The following is a 24,709-nucleotide window of genomic DNA, read 5'->3' as shown; positions in this document are numbered from 1 at the left end:
CCTTACTCAACCTGCTAGGGAAGAAAAAACAGAGCAATGAAGGCGATCGCAATCAGAATTAAACCAAGTCCGATTAAGCTTGAATTGGAAGAAAAACGTCGCCACATGGCTGAGATATCGCAAAATTAGAATAATGATTATTGAACTATTCTGGACTCGTTGCGGTCAGATTTTCCCGTTCCCAGGCGATTGTTTGCTGCAATGCTTCCTCTTCAGCGATCGGTTCAACATAGCCTAACTCTTCTCGAAACCGAGTGGTATCGATCGCCAGGTGATAGCGCCACTGCAAATTCATTTGTAAATCAGAGGGAAGTCGATCTTTGGGACGAGTCACTATCTCGCCATGCCAATCTACTAAATTTCCTAACCTCTGGATTCGCTCCACTAAGGTTGGGGTAGAGGCTTCACCCAGGTTGTAGATGCGTCCGGTGGCGCGATCGTCGGTGACAGCTAGAGCGATCGCTCCTGCAATATTCTCTATATAGCCATGAGAGAAACGCCAACGGGCTTGTTCGTCCTCTAACAAAATGGGTTGGCGATCGAACATTTGCTGAAGATACGGTAAAAACCGATGTTGGCGATCGCCAGGACCATATATGGCGGGCAACCGGAGAATTGTGCTAGGGAGTTCTGGCTGGTTCATCAACACCTGTTCCACCAGAATCTTGTCGTAATTCTGCTTAAAATCGAAGTCTAACCCCTCCAAATCTCGATAGGGATATCGCGTTTCCCGCAGCGGCGCATCTTCAGCCAAGGGGACTGGATCGGGAGGATGCTTCCCTTGTCCCTGCAAACCTTCATAGTTGCGGTAGACATCTCCACTACTGATAGCGACGATCCGCTGAGTGCAACCGCTGAACGCCTGAACAACAGCCTGTGCTTGCGCCTCTGTAAACGGAATGATGTCGAGAACAACATCAGGGGCAAATCGTTCAAACTCAGCTTTAAAGTTGGGCAACTGATGGCGCGTGCCATAGAAATGTAGGCTAGAATCCAATTCACTTGCAGTCGTATCCCCTCGATGGAAAAGGGCAATTTGATGTCCCTGTTTCATCAATTGACGAATGACAGGCAAGCCAATAAAACCTGTTGCACCAATAGCCAGAATTTTCATGACTGAGAATCAAGGGGAACAATTTGGCTGACATGACCTGCGGCAATTTGCCAACGGTTGTTTCGCTGTAACCAGACGCGAGTGAATCGATAGACTTCAGAAAACTCTTGAGCGTTAATCATCCCTTCGATTTCTGCTTTTAAGGTGACAACAACACAATCATCGCTAAAAGGATGGATTTGGCGATCGCTAATATCCAACTTGGTAAATCGGAAGATTCCAGAGCGATGTGCTTCGAGATCGGATTCTTTGTTGCTCACAAAACCCGTGTGCATTGTCCAGACTAAATCATCAGCAATGAGAGCGTCTAATACTGCAAGATCGCTATTGAGCATTGCTTGTCGTAACGTCTCTTCTAGGTCTTCGATCGAGTCATTTTCCATTTGATACTTAGCCTCAATCTGAATTCAACCTGATTCTCGATAATCCAGAGGGTAAGGGAAAGGCGATCGCGCTCTCCTCACACCCAACGAATGGTAACTCAAGTGCGTCAGAGAATTATATGTTCCACTGAATTCATCAAACTCTACAGTTTTGATGGCGTATTGAGCGCCATTGTAAATAAGGCTGCTGCGATGAATGCGGCGAGCGTCCGAATATGGTTCCAAAACGTCCAGTTTGTCAGGTATCTCGCCCAGAGATTGGTTCCCTCTGGACTGTTGGGATTAGCAACAGCCAGCGCATCATTGAGCGGAACATTAAACACCATTGTCACCCCGAAACAACCGAGCAAGTAAAACAAAGCACTGACAAACAAATAAGCAGCGCCAGGTTGTTGCCACCGAAGGAGCGAGGAAACCATTAAAACGAGACAAACAACAGTCGTACCCAAAAATGCAGTCATAAACCAGGGATTAATCGCCGTAACATTAATAGATTGCATGGTGGCAATTCCCTGGGCGGGTGGTTGTTGCGCCAGAGCTTTCATGACAAAGGTTGAGAAGGCAAAGAATACTCCTGCGATTAATCCACATCCAAGGGCTGCAATCAGTTTCAGGACATAGAGGTATTCAATCCCTACCATAAATCAGTATTAACTCCCTTATGCAGCAACTAGCTCAGTAATTTTTTGGCGAGCATTAGCGATCGACTCTGCTAGCGTGTTCTCGCCATACTCATCATTTTCGACGTGAATAAAGGTAATATCCGTGATGCCCATAAACCCGAAAACAGTTATAAGGTAAGGATCGAGGTGGTTCATGGTTTCGTAGCGTCCACCCGGTTGCAAGCCAGAATCTCCCAGTGCTTCAATGATATACATTTTCTTACCGAGAACGAGTGGTTTATACACTTTGCCAGCATCACTGGATTCAATATTAACAGTGCGCCCAATGCGGACAATCTGATCGATATACGCCTTAAATCCACTGGGAACGCTGAAGTTATACATGGGAACGCCAATGACATAAATATCCGCCGCCAGAAATTCATCTACCAATTGATCGCTGAGGCGAAGTGCTTTCTGAAGTTGGGGCGTATGCTGTTCGGGGGGTGAAAAGGCTGCTGCAATCCAGTCTTCATCAAGATGGGGAATGGGATTGCGACCTACATCTCGATAGGCGATCGTATCATTGGGATGGTGCTGTTGCCACTGTTCGACAAACTCGCGAGTCATACGACGAGAATGGGAACGTTCCCCACGCGGACTTGCATCAATCTGTAGTAAGTGCGCCATTGTTCCTCAAGATATTTTCTTTCTTAGGTAGATGCGAGATCTTTTCGCTATCTTATTTTTGCGGCACGATCGCATTCTTGAGATCGGTTACAAGTCGTGACCGGACAAGGATCTATCCAAAGATAGATAAATTTTGCGATCGCCTGATTGGGTGAAGTGGATAGAAGGTAAAATATTCATCCCGCTCTGAGCGCCTTGTAGAATATGAAAGTAGAAGTTGTCCCACCCGATCCGGCGTGGCAGGAAGAGTTTCAAAAGAGTCTAAGCAACTCGCACTGGCGATGGGAGAAAACATCGTTGCCATTCATCATATCGGTAGCACTGCAATTCCAGGCATTTACGCCAAACCTGTCATTGATTTTCTAATTGAAGTGAAAAGCATTACCAAAACCGATGCACGCAACGGAGCAATGGCAGCCATTGGATACGAAGCAATGGGCGAATTTGGACTTTCGGGTCGGCGTTACTTCCGTAAGCATCGTTCCCCGGAGATTAGAACCCACAACGTTCATACCTATGAGGTGGGTTCGCCTGAAATCTCTCGTCATTTAGCTTTTCGTGACTACATGATTGCTCATCCTGATGTTGCCCAGCAATACAGTGAATTGAAACGGCACTTAGCAAAGCAATATCCTGGGGATATTGAAAGCTACATGGATGGCAAAGATGAATTTGTCAAGAGCGTGGAGGAAAAAGCACTAATTTGGCAAGCAATGGCTTAACTTACACCTTTTCCCTTGCTGATTAAACAAGTTTGGGAAGCACTACCCTAAACCCACACCAGCGTTTATTGGCAAGATGAAGCAGCAATTCCTCTAGCTTGCCATTTTAGGGAGCGAATACCTGGATCGGGAAAGCGAGTTAAGGAAAGACGATACCCATTAGCCCGTTGCGCTAGTAGCTTTGCTCCAATATGATTCAGCTCCACAGGGAGTATCAACTCCGGTGGAGAGGCATAGGGGATTGGATAAAAGATATCGGTTTCTCCCACTCCCAGTAAAGCGGAGAAATCTCCAGATTGCGTGAGTAATGCGTCCTCACCTTTCCCACAAACAATACCAGCCTGAAGACTTTGCAAGGTGGCAACTTCAGTTTCTAATTCTGCAACTTCAGCTTGTGTGGCAGCGAGTCTAGCTTCGAGTGCCTTAAGTTCTGTATTCTCTGTAGAAGGATTGCATGAGGTTAGACTTGCCAAACAAAAAGCAGCAAGCAGCAATCGGCGTAAAGAAGGATTAAACATTGTTTCAAAATCAGGAAATAAAAAATGGAAACTACGCAAACCGAACAAACCTCACTCATGCCTGCTCAACCTCAAAAAGAACATCAATGGCTTCAGAAATTCGTCGGTGAGTGGACTTATGAAAGTGAAGTGATGATGGAACCCGATCGACCTCCCGTAAAATCAACAGGAACAGAAACTGTTCGCTCGCTGGGTGGACTCTGGGTATTGGCAGAAGGACAGGGAGAAATGCCTGGATTTGGTCCTGCAACCACCCTGATGACACTTGGCTACGATCCTCAAAAACAGTGTTATGTCGGCACTTGGGTCGGCTCGATCCTGACGCACCTTTGGCAATACGAGGGGGAATTAGATGCAGGGGAAACTGTGCTAACACTCAATGCCGATGGACCTGTCATAACGGGTGAGGAGAAAATCGGGAAGTACAAAGATGCGATCGAGTTCAAGAGCAACGATCATCGGGTACTGACTGCCCATATGTTGACTGATGACGGGCAGTGGCAGCACTTCATGACTACTCATTATTGGCGTCAGCAATAAGATGTCTTTAAGGAGAAAACAGCCTTAATGCCCTTTACTGCGGAGGCTGACGGGGAACCTGGGGACGCGCAGGGGTGCCTAAGCAGATGTATCCTGATGGCAGAGAACGGAAGACGCTACTCCGCGCCCCAACCACTGAATTCGCGCCAATTTCGACACCTGGCCCGACAAAACAATCTGTAGCGACCCATACCCCATTGCCAATGGTAATGGGTGCTGTTTTCAGGGTAAAGTTGACGCTGTGGATATCGTGGCTTCCCGTGCAGAGATAGCACTTTTGGGAAATGACGGCGTGTTTGCCAATGGAGATAGAGTCCAAGCTATATAAAACCACATCATCGCCAATCCAACTGTAATCGCCGATTGCAATTTTCCAGGGAAAGGTAAATCGCGCTGTTGGACGAATGACGACGCCTTTACCCACTTTTGCCCCAAATAGTCGTAAGATGGCGGCGCGAATGCCACTCAGATGATGCGGTGTTAGGGGAAAGATCGTCGCCTGTACTAACCACCAAAATAAAACAAACCCGCTAGAACGTCCGCGCTGAAACCAAGCTTGGTCATATTGTCTTAAATCTACCCAAGGTTCGGCTTCTAACGGATGCGGTTCTGGTGGGGTTTGGGGGATATCGGCAGTCATGGGTTCAGGGTTAACGGCGCAAGTACAGGACGTGGCACAAGAGAGAGGCTTGTACCACAGGGAGAGAGGATTAAGAAGAGGTATCGGGTTGTGGCATGGCGGGAGGGGTGACGACGGCTGACTCGGAGACATTGAGTTTTCCGCCAAATTTACGTAACTCGTATAGCTTGACGCCGATTTGATATTCGTATTGACTCAGCAAGCGCGAGTAGATGTAGCCGGGGATGCCATCAAGGAAGCCGAGGCGGAGGAAATAGACGAGGATAAATCGCAGGGTGGGTTTAAAGGGCAGGCGTACCCAAATTTTCTTTAAGAAGCGCTTGCGCTGAACGGCATTGCCAAATAAGTCTGCGCCAATGGTGTCGCTGTCGTTTTTGCCTTGGAGGATATTGTAATAGACGCGGGCTTCCCAGTTGGAGTAGCGGTTGTGGCGGGCTAACCATTCGTAGATGTCGCGGAAGTCTTCGTGCAGCATATCGTTTTTGAGATAGCTGGCTTGTCCTTCAAGGATGACGTGTTCGTGAACTTCGTTATCTCCGGTGTTGCGGATGCCTTCGGTGCCGAGGTTCTCGTAGCGTCCCGATTTATGTTTAAATAGGCGCATATTCCAATCGGGGTAGCGTCCGCCGTGGCGTATCCAGCGACCGAGGAAGAAGACGCGACGGTTGAGGTAGTGACCGTTATATTCGGGGTTTTGGATGGCGATCGCAATTTCGTCCCACAATTCGGGGGTAATGCGTTCGTCGCAATCCACAATTAACACCCATTCGTTGCGGAAGGGCAAGTTTTCTAAGGCCCAGTTTTTCTTTTTCGGCCAGTGACCGTTAAAGTGAAACTGGACGACTTGAGCGCCAAAGCTTTTAGCAATCTCTTCAGAGCGATCGCTACTTTGCGAATCCACCACAAAGACTTCATCCGCTCTCGCTACACTCTGCAAACAAGCGGGAAGATTAGCTTCTTCGTTTTTGGCAGGAATTAAAACAGAAACTGGAAGTTTAGAGGTTGCGGGACTCATGGTGATTTACCCAGTATGCAAACAACAAGCGAACAAATTAATAGACACTACAGAGTGCGATCGTTTCTAGGGTGCAATGCGCTAGCTTAAGGCGTCAGGATGCAAACAACCTCCAGATGACAAAATCGAATTGCAACACAGGGTCAGCGCGAGCAGCGGTCAGTCAACTATACTAGCGGCGGGGTGAGATTCGGGACGTTTAAGCAAACCCGGAATTGCGACGCTCAAGTAACCGATTTGACCGTAAGCATATACTAAGTTATCGAATCGTTGGGCAGGATCGCTAAAGTATTTAACCGATTTATAAAGACCTCGCAGCAAACGTTCGCCTCCCCGACGCAATTGTCCGGCCCCCGTTCGGCCTGCGAGTTCTTCGCGGTAACATTCGCTAATCCCTTGCCACCAACTGCGGCTGAGGAACCATTGACGGTTTACGCGTTCTGGAGCAACATTATGGGCAACGAGGGCTTCTGGAAGATAGAGGACTTGCCAGCCTAGTTTTAAGGCTAACTCAGTCATCATTAATTCTTCATTAGACAGTAACTTTTTACCCACCCGTCCGAGGTTGGGATCGAAGCCGCCAATTTGTTCGAGGAAAGAACGGCGAATGGAATAGTTCAGCCCCCGTGGGGTTAAACCGGGGTTTTCGATTGAAACGGGTCGATCTCCCAAGTCATACGCGCCTAAATTTCCGGCTAAACTACCTGATAGCCAAGGGGGGGCTGTGATGCCTTCGGGCCAAATGAGGGTGACTTTGCCCCCGGCGATCGCTAATTTTTCCTCGGCTTGGTAGGCTGCATATAAGATGCTTAACCATTGGGGCGTTGCGATCGCATCATCATCTAAATAGGCAAGGATTTCCCCTTGGGCGTGGTTTGCCCCGGTATTGCGGGCAATAGATAGCCCCGTCACGGGTTCGTAAACAGACTTGAGGCGGGGATGGGAGGCGCGTTCGGCAATTACTTCCGCCGTGCGATCGCTTGAGGCATTGTCCACGACAATGACCTCAAAATGGGGGAACTCTTGCGCCAATAAACTATCAATCGCCGCCCCAAGATAGCTATCTCGGTTATGGGTGCAGATAATCGCGGAAATTTGGGGAGTATTCATAGATTCGCGGTTAGGTCTAAAGAACGCTTGCACCCTTTAACGACAGTAGATTCAGCAGGGCTGTTGGGGATGGCTTGCAACACCAGACAACTCAAGCTTCAATTGCAAGTTTGCCTCAATCTGCTTTGGTTTTTTGCTCGTCTTGGAGATGGCCGTGCAAAATGACGAGCGTTTCTGCCAACTGCGACAGGCGGGTTTCTAGGTATTGCTTGCGGGCTAGGAGTTGGCGGAGTTTTTGGTAACGCGCGATCGCTAAACTTACGCTAGGGACTTGTTCGGGCGGGCAGGGACGAAACCATAATTGTCCATCTTCTCCTAACCCGCAGAGGCGATAGCCTGCGCCTCGCGTTTCGTAGACCACCTGACCGCCTGCTTGTTGGGCGACGGCTTTATAGTCCATTAAGCGATCGCTTGCCGTTTTGCGGATTTCTGAGGTTTCAAACGATTGCGGGTCAGATTCGAGCCAACCATCGACAATCGGCCCTTCTAAATATAGATCTTGGACGCTGCGGACGGTCTGCTGTAGCTCGTCTTGCCAACCTTGAGCAATTTCTTGAATTTGAGTCAGCAAGCTAACGGCTAAGGCGGGGTTGGCCGCATTTTGGTGGGTGCTAAAGCTAGGGGTTTTCAGTTTGGGAAGGCTTGGGGTTTTACCCGATTCTTCCCGCTTGGGCCATGCTTTTTTGTCTGGAGTTGCAGGAAGCAACTGAAAGGAGTAGGTTGGCGACGCCGAGGCGGTACGATTGTTATCGCTTGAGATACGATCTAATGTTGCCTCGATTCGCTTCAGTTCAGGTTTCATCGGACTGCCCAGATTGAGTGCCTATTTAGTTGTTACCTTAAAATTCCCCAAAGGTCTAGACAACAATCGCAATGGGACAAATTATTTTAGTGACGGGCCCGGCTCGGTCGGGTAAAAGCGAGTGGGCTGAGTCTTTAGCTCAACAAACCGGAAAATCTGTCGTTTATGTGGCAACTGCCACCCTAGATCCCCAGGATCGCGAATGGCAACAGCGCATTGCGGCCCATCAGCAGCGCCGCCCCGCAAGTTGGCAAACTCTGGAGGTGAGTGCGGAGTTGGCCGCAACGCTGAGGGTAACGCCAGCTTCCGATTGTCTGTTGGTGGATTCTTTGGGAACTTGGCTGGCGAATTTTTTACCCGAAGAGGAAAGCCAATGGCAGGCGATCCAAGCGGAGTTACTGGAAAGCTTGGCTCAAACGGAGGCGGATTCGATCTGGGTGGCGGAGGAAACGGGCTGGGGGGTGGTTCCAGCTTATCCAATGGGGCGGTTGTTTCGCGATCGCCTGGGGAATTTGGTGCGCCGCCTGAGCGCGATCGCCCATCGGGTCGATTTAGTTACGGGGGGATATGTTCTCAATCTGTCGCAGTTGGGAACGCCCTTGGGCGATCGCCTTTAGGGAGATGGGGGGATGGGGGAAGAAAGCCTATTTTTTGGTGACTTTAAACTTCTTGCTTTGTACTCTGCTACCCACTTGAAACACCACTACTGAGTAGCTACGGAACTCAGCACTTAGCACTCCTTTCCTCTCTCGGAACTCGGAACTTACTTAGCACTTTGCTATATCTTGGCTCTGAACCCGCCATTCGATAGACGATTTTCTATCGGTTTGTTTGATAACTTAACAATAATTAAACCTTTCTTCTCGGCTGGATTGAGGGCGGCAAAAGCTAGGATATAACTATCAAATGCTTTTGAGTCTTAGCTTTCTATTATTAAGACTTTCGGATTTTAATGACTAAAAGTTTGAACTCAGAAACAGATTGTGACCTAACTTCATAATTAAAGCCCTATCCCCAGTGGATAGGTCAACCAGACACCAGGAAATTGCACGGAGTTGTAGGCGGATTATGGCATCAGAAACGCAAGTTAAACAATATTTAGCCTATTGGTTTCAGCTTGGAAAAAAGGTGATTGTTAGCCACACCAACCAAGCCCTGTTGCCCCGCCCGATTTTTGAGGGAAATGGCTACAGCGAAGCGTTTGAACAATGCTGGCAGACGATTACCTCTCCCCAGTCAGGAGACTGCTTTTTAGATGGCACGAACGAAACCATTACCGAACTGCTCAAGCCCGAATGGGAATTGGTGGTATGCAGCCGGTGTACCCTCCCCATCCCCTCGCGGATGGTGGGAATGCCGCCTGAAAGCTGTCCCTGTAGCGATTTGCCAAGCTGGCCGAATAATGAAGTTCCTTTACCACGATCGGCTGTTGATAACCAAACGCAACTCAGCCAAATTCGCGATCGCTTAGTGTTTCGTCTCAAAACCGGACAAGCTGAGGAAGAAACGCTACCCGCTTGCCCGATTGGAGAAATCCCCTTATGTGGTTGCCCAGAAGCTGCTGTGCCAGACGATGCCAATGACTCACTGCCCAAAGAACACCGCCCCACAAAACCTGCCCAAGGCTACCCCAATTGGAATAGGGTCAGGTAGCCCCAAATTCGCTTAAGGATCTGCGGCGTTAGGAAGTCGCGCGAATTTCGTCTAATTTGTTTTTGACATTTTGGATATCTTGCCACATCAACCATTTTGGGCTGCCGGTTTCTCGCGAAGGGTTACGCAGGAGATAAGCCGGGTGAAAAATCGGCATACATAAGCGTCCTTCCCATTCCATCCACTCGCCGCGAATTTTGGTAATCCCGCGTTTTTCGCCCAGCAAACCTTGCAGGGAGGTAGCCCCAGTTAAGAGGATAATTTTGGGGTCTACCAGACGAATTTGTTCGAGCAAGTAGGGTTTGCAAGCAGCAATTTCGGCGGCGGTGGGTTTGCGGTTTTCCGGAGGACGACACTTGACGATGTTGCAGATATAGACATCGCGACTAGTATCGAGTTCGACGGAGGCGAGAATCTTTTCTAAAAGTTGACCGGATTTGCCCACAAAAGGTAAGCCCTGTTCGTCTTCATTTTGTCCGGGCCCTTCGCCGATAATCATGATGGGCGCTTGGGGATTTCCCCGTTCGACAACGGCGTGGGTGCGGGTGTTGCCTAAGCCGCACCGAAAACAGCGATCGCAGTGGGGAAACAGTTCTTGGGTACTGCGATAAGTTCCAGGCGGGATGGGAATTTTGGCACTTGTGGGAATCAGTTCGGGTTGAAATCCCGGTGCAGATGCCGGTTCGCTAAACGAAACCGGATCGAATAGGTTCAGTTGCTCGTCGCTGGCCATGAGGATCTACATAGATGACAATTGCTCGATTCTTGCAAGAATCGCTTCGCGTATTGAGGTTTCTCAATAGGCGCGGGGACTGAATGTGAGCAAGGCTTGCGGTTGAAATTTTAACATTCCCTTGATTTCCGGGGATTTCGTTCAAAATCAGCCAATATGGAAATCAAGACTAGGCGAATTCTATTTTAAGCAATCATGTCATCTGGCGTTCTCTTTCGCGATCGCGCTGAAGCGGGTCAACAACTCGCGAGTGTCATTGCAGCCGAATTTCCCCCCAACACCGAGCAAGCTTTACCGATTGTGTATGCTTTGCCTAGGGGGGGTTTGCCGATTGCCGAGCCGATTGCTCAACAGTTACGCTGTCCGTTAAGCGCGATCGTGGCAAAAAAAATTACGCGACCCAAAAACCCAGAATTAGCGATCGGTGCAGTGACGGCGGATGGTCAAGTGCTGTGGGCAGGTCGGAAACTGGCTCATATTTTAACTCGCATGACGCCCCATCGCTTAACTCTGCGCGATCTCTGGCGGCTGAAGGCGCAAAAGAAAGCGCAAGATCAATGGGTTCAACTGGCCCCTTGGTGTCCCTCACAGACAGCAACCGGCGCGATCGCTCTAATTGTAGATGATGGCATTGCCACCGGAATGACAATGGCTGTTGCGGTGAAGGCCGTGCGAACCCAAAACCCCGCCCAAATCTGGATTTGTACGCCTGTAGCGCCTCAAAGTTTAATGCCTGATTTGCAGGCTTGGAGCGATCGCGTTATCGTTTTGGCTACTCCCGATCCGTTCTATAGCGTCAGTCGATTTTATCGGTATTTTCCCCAGGTAGAGATGGCAGAGGCGCTCGCCTGCCTACAGCAGCAAGAAAAATGGCGATACACTGGGTAAGATCCAGACGTAATCAATTGAGCAATTCCGTTATGCGATGGTGGCGTTTTTGGTGGCAGACTTTTCTGCAATCAACCTTAGATCATCCCGTGCAATGCGTGGATTTGGTTCTCTCAATTTCTGCCGTGGGTTGGCTAGCGGTTTGGTTGATCGAACAGCAATGGCCCTATTTAGTGTTGGGTTCGAGTTATGCTGTGGGGTTAGCAACCACAACGCTTGTCCGAGAAGCGATCGCGCCTTCTCCCCATGCTCAAGTGGTGCGAGCCAGCGCCCTGTTATTATTAATCATCAGCATTTGTAGCTTTGTGGATGTGGCCCATTACCTGTAGCTATGAGCGATCTTCATCTAGCGGTTAATGGTACCCTGATGCGGGGGTTAGAACTCAATGGCAATCTGCTAGCGGTTGGGGCTATATTTGTCCGCGAGGCTTGGACAGAACCTTGCTATCGGTTGTGGAGTATTGGCGATCGCTATCCGGCGATGATCCGCACCCAAACTGGAGGAAGCGCGATCGCTCTAGAGGTGTGGCAGGTTTCCCCTACAGGCTTAAGCGAAATTCTCCTCAAAGAACCTCCAGGTTTAACGATTGGCAAAATTCGCCTCCAAGACGGTGAAGAAGTCCTCGGTGTTTTAGGCGAACCCTTCCTTTGTGAAGGACAATTAGAAATTACCCAATTTGGGGGTTGGCGCAGCTATATTTCTCAGCAGCAAAAATAAGAAGGAATTCTTGGAGTCAAGATCTGCTATTGCATTAGTCTGCTTTTTCATCCGTCTCAAGTTAGTAAAATTGGCAATTGTTTGCAACAGTTATCGGTTAAGAGAGCGCTACAACCAGGGCGATCGCTAAATTCGCCTCCCCCTTACCCTAACTGCCTTTGAGCGGGCAAACTTGCAACTCAAATTATCCTAACCCTAACAAATAAATACTTTTGATAGAGTACGTTCGCTCTAATCTGCGATGAAGTAGTAAATATAATTCCCTGCTCGTCAGACTTCTCCATCGGAAACCCAGAGTTGATTCAAAACCAAAGGACTTTTCAATGTTTCATCACGTCAAAGAATTACAATTTAACGTGCGCGTATCCGGCGCAGACCCTCGGTTTGCTGGCTTACTGCTCGAACAATTTGGCGGCCCCAACGGCGAACTTGCAGCCGCCATGCAGTATTTTGTTCAAGCCTTTTCAGCCCGTCAGCCCTATCCCGATAAATACGATATGCTGATGGATATTGCCACCGAAGAATTAAGTCACTTAGAAATAGTTGGAGCCACCATTACTTTACTCTTAGATGGCGTAAACGGCGAATTGAAAAATGCCGCCGATAGCAACATGATTACCAACTTCTTCAGCGGCAACATGGAGAAGGAACAGATGATTCACCAAGCGCTAACCAACCCTCAATTTTTAGTGCTTTCCGGTGGCGGCCCCAGACTCACCGATAGCCAAGGAACCCCCTGGTCGGGTTCTTATGTGAATGCCAATGGCGACCTTAGCGTAGACTTACGTTCAGATATTGCGGCTGAATCTCGCGCCAAACTTGTTTACGAACAATTAATGCAATTCACCGACGATCCTTATGTAAAAGAAACCCTCGGTTTCCTGATGACGCGGGAAGTTTCCCACTTCAAGATGTTTGAAGCTGCCTTAGACACTATTCAGCCGAACTTCCCTCCCGGCGTCCTTCAAGGCGACCCCCGTTATACCCACATCTACATGAATATGTCTAACGGTGCCAGCGTGCGCGGCCCTTGGAACCAAGGTCAAGGAACTTGGGAAAATGGCGAAAGCTGGGAATATGTCGAGAACCCCAAAGAACACGTCATCGAAACCCAAGGCTTAGTCAACCAACCCGTAAAAGGCACCCAGCGCACCCCAGAACAAGCTAAAGAAATGGGTCGCAAACTCGGAAAGCAACGCAGCGAAGAAATTAAAGCCGCTATTGGGAAAGGTCCTAACCAATGGTCTAGCTATCCTCAATCAACGCCAACAGGCCCTAACAAAGTTCAAGACCGTTAGATTTGCCTAACCCCAAATGATTAACCCGGTTTCTCCTCAAGAAACCGGGTTTCTATTTTTGCAGCTATCGGTGAGAACTGTTGCCATTGGTGTCACTTTCACCCGTATAAGGCTGACCTTCAATTAATTCTGCCATTGCATGGGTTAAGGCTTTGGGGTCCATAAAGACGACTTTGGAGTTTGGACTTTCCCCTAACTTTTGGTTGGCTTCTACATAGCGTTGCGCCACCAAGAACTTCAGAAATTCGCGGCTATTGGGGTCTAACTTCAAGGCTTGAGCGAGAATTTCCATTGATTCTGCACTCCCTTGAGCATCCAGAATTGCAGCCCGCTTGCGAATTTCGGCCGCCCGTTCCAACTCCATTGAATCAATCACCGTTTTGGCTGGCGTAATGTCTCGCACTTCTACCCGCGTAATTTTGACTCCCCAAGTTCCGGTTCCTTCATCAAGTTGGCGCAACAGCGACTGGTTGATTTCTTTACGCGAAGCAAAGGTTTCATCGAGGTTCATTTGACCAATATCAGAACGCAACATGGTCAAAATCAGGTTTCTAATCCCCATTTCTACGTTATCAATCGCATAGTAGGCGCGTCGCAAGTCAAGGATTTGCCAGTAAACCACCGCGTCAGCTTTGAGCGATACGCTATCTTTGGTAATCGCTTGTTGCGGGGGAACCTCTAGCACCCGTTCGCTCATCAAGGCTTCAATTACAATGGTTTCGATGAACGGCACAATAAAGTTAAGACCGGGTTTGAGACGGCGATGGTAACGCCCTAATCGTTCAACCAGAGCTTCGTGGGCTTCTTTGATCACGCGAATTGAACCGACCAAACCAATGGCAGAAATTAACGCCAGAATCGCCAGAAAAGCTTGCAGCATGGGGAAAGGCTGAGTGGAGTTATCTTAACTCTAGTGTATTGGCGGGCGCGTGGGTAGAGGCGATCGCAGCTTGGATAGAGAAGTCAGTCAACATGGCATCTAGAAAAAGAAAATCGCCTAAGAGCAAAACTGTTGAAGTAGATGGCATCCGCTTTGAAACCTTAGTGCCAGAGTGCGAGATCATCATTCCTACAAAACACGGTGAGAAAACTCCTGTACAATTCGGAATTAGAGTTACGAATTGCACGGAAATTTCCTACCGCTTTATATTCTTTGGCTTGATGCCAGAACTTCAAGATGCCAAGGGGACAGTAATACATCGCACTTGGAGTGGTGTAAATGGTGTTAAAATCCCGCAAGAAGATGATTTTTTATTAGCAATACCAAATGAGAGTTTGACTTTCTTTGTTGATGGCGATTTTTACTGCTATCAAGACAAGTTTGGGCTTGGAGGTAATGCAGATTTCGGTGGTGTTTGGAAATTTGTTGGCGATCTTAGTCCAGGTCGATACTGCGTTCGATTCACTTATGAAAATCGAGAGACTGTAAGAAAAATCTATCACGGAGCCACTATAAAAGGACTTTGGAGAGGAAAAGCATCTACACCTTGGGAGGAGTTTCGCCTGGTTTATTAATAAATTGAAATTAAATCCTAATGGCTCTCTAAGATTTCGTTTTACACCCAGACTGCTATTTCTTCGGAAATAAGCTAGTAGGTTGGGTTGACGCTAGGAAACCCAACATCTACAAATGTTTAATGGCTTTCAGGAGGGTTTGACCCATCCTATCAATAATTAACTCCCTCTACATCACACTCAGCCCTTAACAACTTAGCTCAATCTCCTGACAAGAGAGTGTTGGGGAAAGCGATCGCTATTACTGAGCTGCTAAAATTAGAGCGATCGCCGCCACAGGCCCCCCTCCTGGCGGCCCCTGGTGTTCGCTACCCCCAGACACATACACCATCGGATCTTGTACCACTGAGGCCACCACAGCCCCCACAACCGCCCTAGCCATGCGCGTATGATTGATATCCGAGTCATCCAGCATCGTGTGGCGGCGATTGAGAATTGAACCCGCAGGATCGGCTTCTGCTTTGGCAAAAATATTCACAATTTGAGTTATCGGCTGTTGCGTACCTTGAATCGCTTGCTGGATGGCGGTGGTATCTAAAGCGTGTTGCATAACGCTGTGATGGATAACATAATTGCTAGCAGACTGGGGGGAATTTCCTAACACTATAATTTCGCAGTTTTGCAACTCCACCCCCGCCGAAGTGGAAGCCACAGAAGAATAGAGAGAATAGTTAGCACAAATATCGCTTTCAGCAATGCGTTCCAGGGGAATTTCTCCCAACGCTACTGCAACCCCCAAAGCCGAAGCCCCTCGCGAATAAGCCATTGACTGATAGCTATTGTGCGTTTTCAAATTTTGCTGGCTACCAGTACGCGAAGCCGCAATTAACGGACATTTAATCTGGACAAAATGCACGTTTTGGGGTTCTAAACCCGCTGAATTCATCGCTTGTCTAACCGATTCTGCTACTACTTGAACCATCGTCAGCGTCCCAATTTCTTCAGGGAGAAAATCGCGAGTCCGGCTAGTCCCCAAAACCAAACCCCAATGCAAGTTATCGGTAGGTTGAGTTTCTTCGCGAGTAAAAATAGTAAGATGCGGACTCAAAACCCCTTCAGTTCCTCCTGACATCACGTAAATCACACTTTTAGCAAACTCTGGACTCACTTTCGCTTGCAGATAATGCTTTAAGGTTTGAGTCGTAAACCCCCGCGTAAAATCATTCACGCACCCATTCCCTTCAGTCTTCCCCAAAATTGCCACAATCTGCGATAAGTTTAATTTTCCCTCTCGAACCAATCGTTCTAAACCCAAAAGATCGTCAGGAGAACTTTGAGAAACCTTGAAAACTTTAATTTTCATAATTGTTGCTATTTTTTACTGTAGAAGTATCTCGAATGAATAGCGTTCTATCACCTCTTGCATTAAACAAGGTACTCATTCTTTTGCCTCAACTGGAATGAATTGTATGGGTCATAGTCAAAAAAAGATTGAGTTAATAAATTGGCAAGAAACCCGGTTTCTCAGGTCTTACTCAGCTTCACCAATCAGAGTAAATGCGGCCCAGTAAGTTGGGTGAGAATATTCCTGTTTTGTGGCGAGCATTGCCTGACGTAACGCTTGGGCTTTATCCGGGCTATTTTGCCAATTTTGATAAAATTCCTGCATTAAAAAGGCAGTAGCATTATCGTCTACTTTCCATAGGGTCACTAAGACGCTGGATGTTCCGGCGGAAATGAGAGAACGGGACAATCCCACTATTCCATCGCCAGTGATTTTCCCCTGTGCTGTGTCGCAAGCGGAAAGCACAACTAATTCAGCGTTGAGATTTAAATCGATAATTTCTTCCGCTTTAAGGAGTCCGTCTCCAATTCCTTGTCCAGTATTAGTAAGGGAGTCTGGGGCGAGGGCTATCCAACTGCCGATGCCTCGCTCTGGATCGAAGGCACCGTGAGTGGCAAGATGGATGATGCGAGATTGAGGCATCTTTTGCACGACAACGGATTCCGTGGCTTGATTGCCGATTAGCGGGGTTGTATTGAGGAGTTTGGCGATTTCTTGGGCTTCGATTTCTGCACCAGGAAGGGGAGATAATTGTCGGGGCGGTTCTCCAAAGTTTAGAGAGATTTTAGGCATGGTTGGGTTGCCAACGACGAGGGCTTCTTGGATGGAGGGGGAAAGCTTTTGTCGCTGCTGGTGGGTTAAGTCGAGGACTTGAATGGAGGGGGAAGTGAGGATGGTGTGTTTTTCAATGAGATAGGTTCCATTTTCGTCTTGCAAGGCGGGGAAGGGGGCGAGGAAGAGGGAACTTTGGGGGATAAAAATGACTCGGTTGTTGGGGTCTTTGGGTAAGAGGTCGGCTATAGGTTCGATTAAGAGTTGATGTAGTTGTTGTAACTGGCGGTTTTGTTGTTGTCCTTGGGACAGCGCCAGTGTCTGGGCTATGGCGTTATTGAACCGAATAGGAGCGAGCGAACGGCGAACTTCTGGGAGATTTCCGACACCTCGCGAAGAAATTAAGGTTTGTCGGCAGGCGTCGTTTTCAAAGCAACGGGCTTGTCCTACAATTTGGTTTAAGGATGTGTTTTGCTGTTGCCACAGGGGTTTGAGGTTGGTGCGGCGGAAGGTAATTTCTCCGGTGGGTTGGATGACCCAAATATAGAGTTCTGATTCTTCAGGCTGTCGTTTTCCGTTGACGTTGAATTCGTCATAAACGAGGGAGTATTCAACTAGTGTGGCGTTTTGTTCTTTGGCGATGCGTTGAATTTGTTGGAGGGTGAGGGGGGTAATTTGCTGCTCTTGGGTGCCGTTGAAGCGTTGGGCTAAGAGTTCAACAAAGGCTCTGGCTCGCGCGCGATCGGATATTTCTAAGGCTTCGTTATATTTATTTTGGGCGATTAGAACCTTTTGCAGGAGACGGTAGGTGATGGTTTGGGTTTCAAAGATGGCGATTTTCTCATCATCTTTCAATCCAGAGCGTAGGGCTTCAAGGACTTTGATGGCGTCGAATAGATATTTTTCTGCTTCGGTATATTGATTTTGATTGAAGTAAAGTAAGCCGAGGTTGTTGAGGGTTTCGCCTTGCCCTGCAATGTCGTTTGCTTGTTGGCGCAGGGGGAGAGCTTGTTGATAGAATTCTAGGGCTTTCTGCTTATCTCCCTGATTGAAATATAATTCCCCAAGATGATTAAGAACGCGAGCTTCTCCAGCTTTATTCCCAATTTCTCGCATTCGCTCTAAGGCTCTTTGTAAAAATACCAGCGCCCGCTTGCGGTTGCCGATTCGGAGGTAAGTTACTCCAACGGTATCGAGGTTTTCAGCCTCTTGGAAAATCCAATTAGCATCAAACTGAGCATCTGGGCCATCTAGTCTTGTACAAGCCAAAGCTAGTCTAGCTAACTTTAATGCTTCAGTATAGTTTCCTAGCTTGATATGAATTGAAGTTAAGTTATTAAAAATTTGATGAGTGGTTTTACACCAAGCCATTTTGTAAGCGGGTCTTGCCGCAGGATTATGGAAAAAATCTGCGGTTTTGATGTCTAGTTCATCAATACCATCGGGGTAAAATTTCCAGATTTCTTTAAATCGCTCAGACGGCAATTTTTCTAAAACCTGAATTGCTTTTTGATATTGACCTATCTGCTTGTAAACAATACCTATACCCGTTAAGGTATCATTTCCTGCTGGGCGATCGCCAAAATTTTTATGAATTACTAAAGCTTGCTGATAAAAGCTCAAAGCTTGGGCATATTGACCCAAACTGGAAAAAGTATTTCCGAGTTGATAGAGTACCTTACCCTCTCGAAGGCGATCGCCATTTTTCTGATAAGTGCTTAAAGCCTCTTGAAAGGTCGCGATCGCTAACTGAAACTGACCCTGAAAATACTGCTGCTGTCCTCGCTCATAAAGCTTTTCACCATCATCTGAAAAATGACAAATAGTTGCTGACGAAACAGGGCATATTTTTGGATCGCTGGGTTTATTCTTGAGATCGAGGAAGGTGAGTTTTGTTAAGTAGGTTAATGGACTGAAGTCATCGATTTCATTGCCCCCAAGGTAAAGGGAAGTAAGATTTTTGAGAGATGATAAAGGTCTTAAGTCACTAATTCCTCGATCTGAAAGATCGAGTCCGCTGAGACTGGAGAGGACTTGATTTGCTTCCGCGCAGTTATACGTAGTAGCCTTCTCTAACAGAAGCGTAACGGTATAGCTTGTCGCTTCTGTAAGTCTATCCCGATTAAGGCACCACTCAGTAAAGCTGTTAAAACTATCGTTTTGCTTGCTCTGCATCGCTTCTACTGGAAACTCATATTTTCCTCCCAATAATGAGATAAAAACAGCTCCCGTAATAGTCATTTTTAAGAAATGGCTATTTTTGTTGTTTCCAAAATTGCTAAACACTTTATTATTCCTATATTAAATTTTTCAAGTATCAATGACTTATCAGCAACCCTGCTTAGATATACTTTGATCGGGCATAGTGGCTCCGCACAAATTAGCCTCGGTAAGATTTGCTCCACTTAAATTAGCTTTGCTGAGGTTTGCATCGGTGAGATTTGCCCTTCTCAGATTTGCATTGCTGAGATTAGCTTCAAATAGAAGAACGCCTTCTAAATCAGCACCTTCTAAATTAGCTCTACTTAGATTAGCTCCCAATAGATTGGCATAAAAAAGATCGGCATCACTTAAATCAGCACCGCTTAAGTTAGTATTTTGTAAGTAGACACCCACTAGGTCTGCACCTCTAAAATCTAGCCCAGCTAAGTTACAATCGCGGCAATAGCCCCTTGCTCGTAAAAGCCTTAACCCCGCATTTGGGTCGCTCAGTTCAGCAAAATTACTAAAATTAGGCGCTTGTTCTGCCTCTGCCACCAACATCAGAAAACCCGAACCAACCACAGCGCACATTAGGGCAACGCATCCCCTAATTAATCCAGCTAATTTAGGAAAATTGCTCTGATTTACAAATCGTTGATTCATCGTGCAACCCTCTAAATATAGTGCTATCGATTCGTTTTATTCGCCCGATTGGGATCGCCTGAACCCAGTTGCTTCACTGACTAGTGCTACCATTTCATCAAAATCTCCTTTTCGCCGTAAGAAAAGATCGATGATTATATATTTCCTAGACTCAACAAATATAGTAAAGGTCATAGCCCCATTAGCACGCATTATTTGCAGATTAGTAATATCAGAAAAAGGAATAGTCACGATTTGGGAAGACCACAAAGATTTGGGCATAATAATTCCATTGGCTGTAATTAGGACGCGATGCTGTTGAGTGAATAGACTCACCCCTATAGCAAGCATCAACACCGTCACAGCAAGGCTAAAAAAGCCAAGAACCCAGAAAAAAATTGTAGATTGGTCGGGAGAGAGTTCTGCTAAGGTACTAAATCGACGCTTGAGGATTAACCCCTGACTATTATTTAGAGCTTCATGAAAACAAATAAAAGCTCCCAATCCAAACACAAAAAGAGTTGACAATATAATCCAGAGCGGAGCTTTGTATTGGTACTCTCTGATAACAGCGCCCTGTGGGTTGATAGGTCGCTCGCCCATTTATCATTGCACTCCTATTTGAACCCTAAAAACTAACGAATACTAGGACGAACTCTGGATGGAACTAAAGGTTCTCCGGCAACATCCGCTAACCCCACATCACTTAATAACCTTGCCCAAGAGTCCGCCAAATCCGCATTATTAGGGCTATCGCGCCGCAGTTGTGCTAAACTCGCCAGCAAATCGTGCCAAAATCCTTCTTTGGCGTAGATAGATGGCACCTCTTGCACAGACGCTTCCCGCGCCCGCATCTCAACATCCGGACGGTTGACGCGCTGGATATTACCATTTACAAAATTGTCTGTATTTTCCTCACCGTTTTCAGCTTTGCAGACAAGGGCAAACGTCCAGCGATAATTCTTCTGTGCTTGCAATCCCTTGACATCCGCACGTCTCGGCAGGCTTAGACTCATCACCCCAGCAGTTTTGGGCAATTGAACCCTAGTCTGATACGCCACAGAATCATCAATCGTATCCACCAGAATAAACTCTGCTTCTTGCGCCCTAGTTTCAGGCACATAGACAAAGAATGTCGGATAAGCAGAAATGGTGAGTGCCGTTTGCCTATCTTTTACTGGAATCACCGCAGTCAGTGGTTTTTGGCCCACGACACAAGTATCTCGCACGCTTCCTGGAGAGGTTTGCGGATTGTCATTTGGGTTCAGGGGTGGAACAACTGGGCGACGAGGGGGCGGTTGAGGACTTTGCGACAGTCTTGGATTAGTCTGTTGTTTCTCACTCAGGCGCAGAATCGCTTGTTTTTGCCTCGACGGTAAGTTTTCTATTTCGCGATTTGGCCTCCACATTTGGGCCAGTACCAACTGAGGCAAACCTACCCCAGATAAATACAGAAACGATGCTAAACCAACCACAGTCATGCCAAGGTGTTTCGGTAGCCAGTACACTGTCGGTCTATCCTCTCCTACAGCGAGCAAATATCAAGAGAAACTGACAAAAATCATTGCCTAGCAAACCATAGCTTGCTGACAGACCTGATTTCTCATTCTTTCTCAAAATATTCAATAAGTTAACCCTGGGAACTAAAAACTGGGGGTAAAGTTTACAGATTTTTAACAAAAAGGGTCATTTCAGTAGCCAAAATACCGATTTGCTGAGTACATTTCCTCACTCAATCAAATCAATACAACAATCCTGTAGGGGTGGATTTTCAGAGTTCTCTGTCAAATTGAGATCCCCCCAGCCCTCCTTAAAAAAGGGGAGAATTTTCTCAAAGCCTCTCGTGAAATTGCAGGCGTAGCATCGTCTGGCTTCTACCTTTTTAAGGAAATTTTGGAGGGTGCTAGGGGATTGAAAACAGAATTTATAGCGGCTTTTATATCAAAATTATCGATTTTTTCACTGACTTAGCCGCTAAAGTGCATATTTTTAATCATTAGGAATTGCGACGAATAACCCGATAGACTTCTACTGGATTAGCTCTCCCTTTCAATATCAACTCTCCCCAAGATTCCACCTGAAAATCCTCTTGAAGATACTCCAGCGTTTCACGCGCAATCAATATCCGACACAAATCCGGCTGACGTTTTTTCTCACAACTTTCTAACCGAGATGCAACATTCACGCTGTCGCCAATTACGCCATACTCTAAACGATGTTTTCCGCCTAAACTTCCTACTGTCACAGAACCTGTGAAAATCCCAATTCGCATCCCCACTTCTGGCAATCCTTGCTGTTGCCATTTTTGGTTAAATTGCTGTAAGCAAGCGCCCATTACTAAAGCACAATTCACAGCATTTTGAGCATCTTGAGCAATTTCTTCAGGGGTAGTGCGCGCCACAGGAACGCCAAATACGGCCATGATTCCATCGCCTGTAAACTTATTTACAATTCCGTTATGATTTAACACTTCTTCTGTCATTGCGCTGAGGTAAGGATTTAACCAAGCCATCAATTCTTCAGGTAACTTTTTCTCAGCTAAAGTGCTAAAATTTTTCAGGTCGCTAAATAAAATAGTTGCTGTCAGCGTTTGTGCGGGTAACATTCCCGACTGAACTAGGCGATCGCGCGAGTTCCAGAGTGCATTAGCAATCTCTGGTGAGGTTTGCTGACCTAATAGCTTCATCACCATTTGTTGCTGTTGCCAAGATAACTGAACTTTATTAAGAATTCCTGCTGTAGTTGCGAGCATAAATGCTAAAGCTGGCGTAGCAACTGGCACCCATCCTGCTTGAGTAAATAATCCATAACTCATGCCAATTAAAACACCCAGAAGGGCAATAATACTACCCCCTAAAGCTAAAGGATGTTGGATGTAAAAAACGACAATTACTCCCCCTGTTGCCCAAGCCAAAATCCATAAATATTCTCCCCATTCTGACCAAAACCATAACAAAGGCTGCTCCTCTAAAACCGCACTGATAATTTGGCTGGTCATGTGCGCGTGAACCAAAACTCCAGGCATTTGCTTGCCATGTTCTGCCGCACTATAAGGGGTAAAAAATAAATCTTTAAGTGTAGGTGCTGTTGCCCCAATTAATACAATTTTATCCCGTACCCATTCTGGCTCGAAATCTCCCTGAAGTACCTGAGTAATGCTGATTTTCCGCGCAATACTCCCAGAAGTACGATAATTCAGCAGAATTTGATACCCTCGCGAATCAATCGCTTGATAACCTCCCGAATTCTTTTGTAACTTGGCAAATACTTTTTGCCCTAGCTGATACTCATTTGCCTCAGTCAACTGCTCATAAATTCCCTGATTTCCTAAATAGATGAGTGCTAGCTGAAGCGAGAATGAAGTCAGAGTTGTTTCATCATTGGAAGCAAACATCAAATTGCGGCGAACTCTGCCATCCGGATCGATGGGCAAATCATTGAACCCAACCTGGGTTTCCGGTATGCTAGGGGGTGCAGCTACGCGATCGCGCTGATTAATATTCCCGATACTAGTAACAGCAATGACATTGGGTTGCTGCAATTGTGCCACTAACTCCTCATAACCGGGGGGGTTGGGGCGATCGCGCACCAAATCTAAACCAATGGCTTGAGGTTGATGCTGTTGTAGTTGTTGCAACAGTTGTGCTAAAACCCGATCCGAGGGCGGCCATTGCTGCAATTGAGCAATATCTACCTCATTAATCTCAACAACTAACAGCCGATCGTCTACTCCAGAATCGGGACGCGATCGCATCATCCAATCAAACACAACCACTTCTAGAGATTGCATCCCCCCAAAATGGCGTATTCCCAGTACCCAGGTAGTAACGGTAATTGCGGCGAGAACTATTCCTTTCATACCTACTTCGAGAGTGAAATTCTTGAGTGCTTCTCCCGTTCCCAGGATATGACTACAGGAGTTGAGGTAGTTTGAGCAATCTAGAAAAAGTTAAGCTCAAATATACACTCACACAGCACTCGATTTCAGGATACTGTAGATATTTACACTCGGAGACCCTTAAGTCTAACGGCTGTTATTCTCCAGATGACCTAACGTTACTGCTAATGGGCTTAGAGATTGATTCAAAACAGAGATAACTTCCTCTGCGGTTGTTGTCCAGCCGATGATTCCCCCTTGGGCGCGTAGCATTTCAATGGTGGCTATTTTAAACTCTGGAAAGTAACTGTCGGTTGCGTCTTCAATTAAAAGACATTCAAAACCGCGATCGTTGGCTTCTCGCATGGTGGTTTGAACGCAGACTTCGGTTGTTACGCCTGTAAAGAGTAAATGAGTAATTCCTTTTCTGTGTAATTGTAACTCTAAATCTGTACGACAGAATGCACCTTTACCGGATTTTGTCAAGACAATTTCTCCCGATAAAGGGGTCAATTCTGGAATAATTTGATTGCCGGGTTCGCCATCAATTAAAATTCGACCCATTGGGCCAGCATCGCCAATTTTTAAGCTACTTTTCCCTCGATGTAGTTTAGCAGGAGGACAATCGGATAAATCCGGTTTGTGACATTCTAGGGTATGAATAATTGGGAGATTGAGTTGGCGGAAGGTTTCTAGCAGTTGCTTAACTGTTGGGACAATGGCTTGTAGGCGAGTTACGTCATTTCCTAACGCATCTCCAAAACCACCCAGTTCTAGAAAGTCGCGCTGCATATCAATAATAACTAAAGCGCAGCATTGCAAATCTTCTGGAAGTTCGTATTCGTAAGGTTGGGCCGCAATGGTAGTCATAGGAATGGGGGGAAGAAGGGAATTGGGAGTTAGGAGTTGGGGGTTGGGGAAGAAGGGAATTGGGAATTAGGAGTTAGGAGTTGGGGAAGAGGAGAAGGGGAAAACTTAATAACTATCAACT

27 protein-coding genes are annotated in these 24,709 nt (G+C 46.8%); 9 read left to right on the top strand and 18 right to left on the bottom strand.

From position 1 onward, the window contains the following. Positions 1-145 precede the first annotated feature (145 nt). From QQ055_RS00860 to QQ055_RS00845, 4 genes are all read right to left on the bottom strand, one after another. Positions 146-1,114 (bottom strand): NAD-dependent epimerase/dehydratase family protein, encoded by a 969-nt coding sequence (locus tag QQ055_RS00860; RefSeq protein ID WP_284474361.1) that lies wholly within the window; start codon positions 1,112-1,114, stop codon positions 146-148. Further along, positions 1,111-1,497 (bottom strand): nuclear transport factor 2 family protein, encoded by a 387-nt coding sequence (locus tag QQ055_RS00855; protein ID WP_284474360.1) that lies wholly within the window; start codon positions 1,495-1,497, stop codon positions 1,111-1,113. Before QQ055_RS00855 ends, QQ055_RS00860 begins: the two co-directional genes overlap by 4 nt. A 143-nt stretch (positions 1,498-1,640) precedes the next feature. Beyond that, a complete protein-coding gene (locus QQ055_RS00850) occupies positions 1,641-2,138 on the bottom strand; it encodes an anthrone oxygenase family protein (RefSeq protein ID WP_284474359.1) in 498 nt (165 codons plus the stop codon). Between the two features lie 18 nt (positions 2,139-2,156). Further along, on the bottom strand, positions 2,157-2,789 hold the full coding sequence (locus QQ055_RS00845) for an FMN-dependent NADH-azoreductase (protein ID WP_286004073.1): 633 nt from the start codon (positions 2,787-2,789) through the stop codon (positions 2,157-2,159). Between the two features lie 281 nt (positions 2,790-3,070). Here QQ055_RS00845 and QQ055_RS00840 point away from each other — a divergent pair, with 281 nt between their 5' ends. Beyond that, positions 3,071-3,511 (top strand): GrpB family protein, encoded by a 441-nt coding sequence (locus tag QQ055_RS00840; protein ID WP_286004072.1) that lies wholly within the window; start codon positions 3,071-3,073, stop codon positions 3,509-3,511. Between the two features lie 65 nt (positions 3,512-3,576). On the opposite strand, the gene QQ055_RS00835 is transcribed toward QQ055_RS00840, so the two are convergent. Beyond that, complete coding sequence (locus QQ055_RS00835) at positions 3,577-4,029, bottom strand: hypothetical protein (RefSeq protein ID WP_286004071.1); 453 nt, start codon at positions 4,027-4,029, stop codon at positions 3,577-3,579. 24 nt (positions 4,030-4,053) lie between these two features. On the opposite strand from QQ055_RS00835, the gene QQ055_RS00830 reads away from it, so the two are divergent. Next, on the top strand, positions 4,054-4,569 hold the full coding sequence (locus tag QQ055_RS00830; RefSeq protein WP_284474355.1) for a DUF1579 domain-containing protein: 516 nt from the start codon (positions 4,054-4,056) through the stop codon (positions 4,567-4,569). Positions 4,570-4,603: 34 nt separating this feature from the next. Here QQ055_RS00830 and hpsU read toward each other — a convergent pair whose 3' ends face one another. From hpsU to QQ055_RS00810, 4 genes are all read right to left on the bottom strand, one after another. After that, positions 4,604-5,209 (bottom strand): hormogonium polysaccharide biosynthesis acetyltransferase HpsU, encoded by a 606-nt coding sequence (gene hpsU, locus QQ055_RS00825; protein ID WP_284474354.1) that lies wholly within the window; start codon positions 5,207-5,209, stop codon positions 4,604-4,606. A gap of 70 nt (positions 5,210-5,279) precedes the next feature. Continuing rightward, positions 5,280-6,224 carry a glycosyltransferase family 2 protein gene (locus QQ055_RS00820; protein ID WP_069967988.1) on the bottom strand — a complete coding sequence of 315 codons (945 nt, stop codon included), beginning with the start codon at positions 6,222-6,224 and terminating at the stop codon, positions 5,280-5,282. A 159-nt stretch (positions 6,225-6,383) separates the two neighbouring features. Further along, the gene (locus tag QQ055_RS00815; protein WP_083263415.1) at positions 6,384-7,334 is read right to left on the bottom strand and encodes a glycosyltransferase family 2 protein; all 951 of its coding nucleotides are present in this window, start codon (positions 7,332-7,334) and stop codon (positions 6,384-6,386) included. Between the two features lie 115 nt (positions 7,335-7,449). Next, the gene (locus tag QQ055_RS00810) at positions 7,450-8,136 is read right to left on the bottom strand and encodes a hypothetical protein (protein WP_069967986.1); all 687 of its coding nucleotides are present in this window, start codon (positions 8,134-8,136) and stop codon (positions 7,450-7,452) included. A 71-nt stretch (positions 8,137-8,207) separates the two neighbouring features. Between QQ055_RS00810 and cobU the strand changes: the two genes are divergently transcribed. Together cobU and QQ055_RS00800 are read left to right on the top strand one after the other, a co-directional pair. Next, the gene (gene cobU, locus QQ055_RS00805; protein WP_069967985.1) at positions 8,208-8,753 is read left to right on the top strand and encodes a bifunctional adenosylcobinamide kinase/adenosylcobinamide-phosphate guanylyltransferase; all 546 of its coding nucleotides are present in this window, start codon (positions 8,208-8,210) and stop codon (positions 8,751-8,753) included. Positions 8,754-9,204: 451 nt separating this feature from the next. Further along, entirely contained in the window at positions 9,205-9,789 is a 585-nt protein-coding gene (locus QQ055_RS00800) for a hypothetical protein (protein ID WP_283360841.1), read from the top strand. Positions 9,790-9,817: 28 nt separating this feature from the next. On the opposite strand, the gene QQ055_RS00795 is transcribed toward QQ055_RS00800, so the two are convergent. Next, on the bottom strand, positions 9,818-10,522 hold the full coding sequence (locus QQ055_RS00795) for a uracil-DNA glycosylase (protein WP_286004070.1): 705 nt from the start codon (positions 10,520-10,522) through the stop codon (positions 9,818-9,820). Between the two features lie 195 nt (positions 10,523-10,717). Here QQ055_RS00795 and QQ055_RS00790 point away from each other — a divergent pair, with 195 nt between their 5' ends. The 4 genes from QQ055_RS00790 (at position 10,718) to QQ055_RS00775 (ending at position 13,426) form a co-directional block, all read left to right on the top strand. Further along, complete coding sequence (locus QQ055_RS00790) at positions 10,718-11,410, top strand: phosphoribosyltransferase (protein WP_286004069.1); 693 nt, start codon at positions 10,718-10,720, stop codon at positions 11,408-11,410. A gap of 32 nt (positions 11,411-11,442) precedes the next feature. Continuing rightward, a complete protein-coding gene (locus QQ055_RS00785; RefSeq protein WP_069967981.1) occupies positions 11,443-11,739 on the top strand; it encodes a hypothetical protein in 297 nt (98 codons plus the stop codon). Between the two features lie 2 nt (positions 11,740-11,741). Further along, positions 11,742-12,128 (top strand): allophanate hydrolase-related protein, encoded by a 387-nt coding sequence (locus QQ055_RS00780; RefSeq protein ID WP_286004068.1) that lies wholly within the window; start codon positions 11,742-11,744, stop codon positions 12,126-12,128. Between the two features lie 323 nt (positions 12,129-12,451). Then, positions 12,452-13,426, top strand: coding sequence for a manganese catalase family protein (locus QQ055_RS00775; RefSeq protein ID WP_286004067.1), 975 nt, complete (start codon positions 12,452-12,454; stop codon positions 13,424-13,426). 64 nt (positions 13,427-13,490) lie between these two features. Here QQ055_RS00775 and QQ055_RS00770 read toward each other — a convergent pair whose 3' ends face one another. After that, complete coding sequence (locus QQ055_RS00770; protein ID WP_286004066.1) at positions 13,491-14,306, bottom strand: SPFH domain-containing protein; 816 nt, start codon at positions 14,304-14,306, stop codon at positions 13,491-13,493. Between the two features lie 92 nt (positions 14,307-14,398). Here QQ055_RS00770 and QQ055_RS00765 point away from each other — a divergent pair, with 92 nt between their 5' ends. Continuing rightward, complete coding sequence (locus QQ055_RS00765) at positions 14,399-14,941, top strand: hypothetical protein (RefSeq protein WP_286004065.1); 543 nt, start codon at positions 14,399-14,401, stop codon at positions 14,939-14,941. A 241-nt stretch (positions 14,942-15,182) separates the two neighbouring features. On the opposite strand, the gene atzD is transcribed toward QQ055_RS00765, so the two are convergent. The 7 genes from atzD to QQ055_RS00730 all read right to left on the bottom strand — a co-directional run bounded on the left by atzD (position 15,183) and on the right by QQ055_RS00730 (position 24,588). Continuing rightward, a complete protein-coding gene (gene atzD, locus QQ055_RS00760) occupies positions 15,183-16,244 on the bottom strand; it encodes a cyanuric acid amidohydrolase (protein WP_286004064.1) in 1,062 nt (353 codons plus the stop codon). Positions 16,245-16,412: 168 nt separating this feature from the next. Then, complete coding sequence (locus QQ055_RS00755; RefSeq protein WP_286004063.1) at positions 16,413-19,238, bottom strand: CHAT domain-containing protein; 2,826 nt, start codon at positions 19,236-19,238, stop codon at positions 16,413-16,415. Between the two features lie 87 nt (positions 19,239-19,325). After that, positions 19,326-19,862 carry a pentapeptide repeat-containing protein gene (locus tag QQ055_RS00750; RefSeq protein WP_286004062.1) on the bottom strand — a complete coding sequence of 179 codons (537 nt, stop codon included), beginning with the start codon at positions 19,860-19,862 and terminating at the stop codon, positions 19,326-19,328. A gap of 36 nt (positions 19,863-19,898) precedes the next feature. Then, entirely contained in the window at positions 19,899-20,444 is a 546-nt protein-coding gene (locus QQ055_RS00745; RefSeq protein WP_286004061.1) for a hypothetical protein, read from the bottom strand. 32 nt (positions 20,445-20,476) lie between these two features. Then, positions 20,477-21,349 (bottom strand): DUF928 domain-containing protein, encoded by an 873-nt coding sequence (locus QQ055_RS00740; RefSeq protein ID WP_286004060.1) that lies wholly within the window; start codon positions 21,347-21,349, stop codon positions 20,477-20,479. Positions 21,350-21,837: 488 nt separating this feature from the next. After that, on the bottom strand, positions 21,838-23,700 hold the full coding sequence (locus tag QQ055_RS00735) for a CHASE2 domain-containing protein (protein WP_286004059.1): 1,863 nt from the start codon (positions 23,698-23,700) through the stop codon (positions 21,838-21,840). Positions 23,701-23,865: 165 nt separating this feature from the next. Then, the gene (locus QQ055_RS00730; RefSeq protein WP_286004058.1) at positions 23,866-24,588 is read right to left on the bottom strand and encodes a cysteine hydrolase family protein; all 723 of its coding nucleotides are present in this window, start codon (positions 24,586-24,588) and stop codon (positions 23,866-23,868) included. Positions 24,589-24,709: the final 121 nt, after the last annotated feature.

The sequence above is a fragment of the Geitlerinema calcuttense NRMC-F 0142 genome (genome assembly GCF_030285425.1).
The sequence above is the reverse complement of the archived record's forward strand: the minus strand, read 5'-3'. Positions and strand labels throughout refer to the sequence as shown.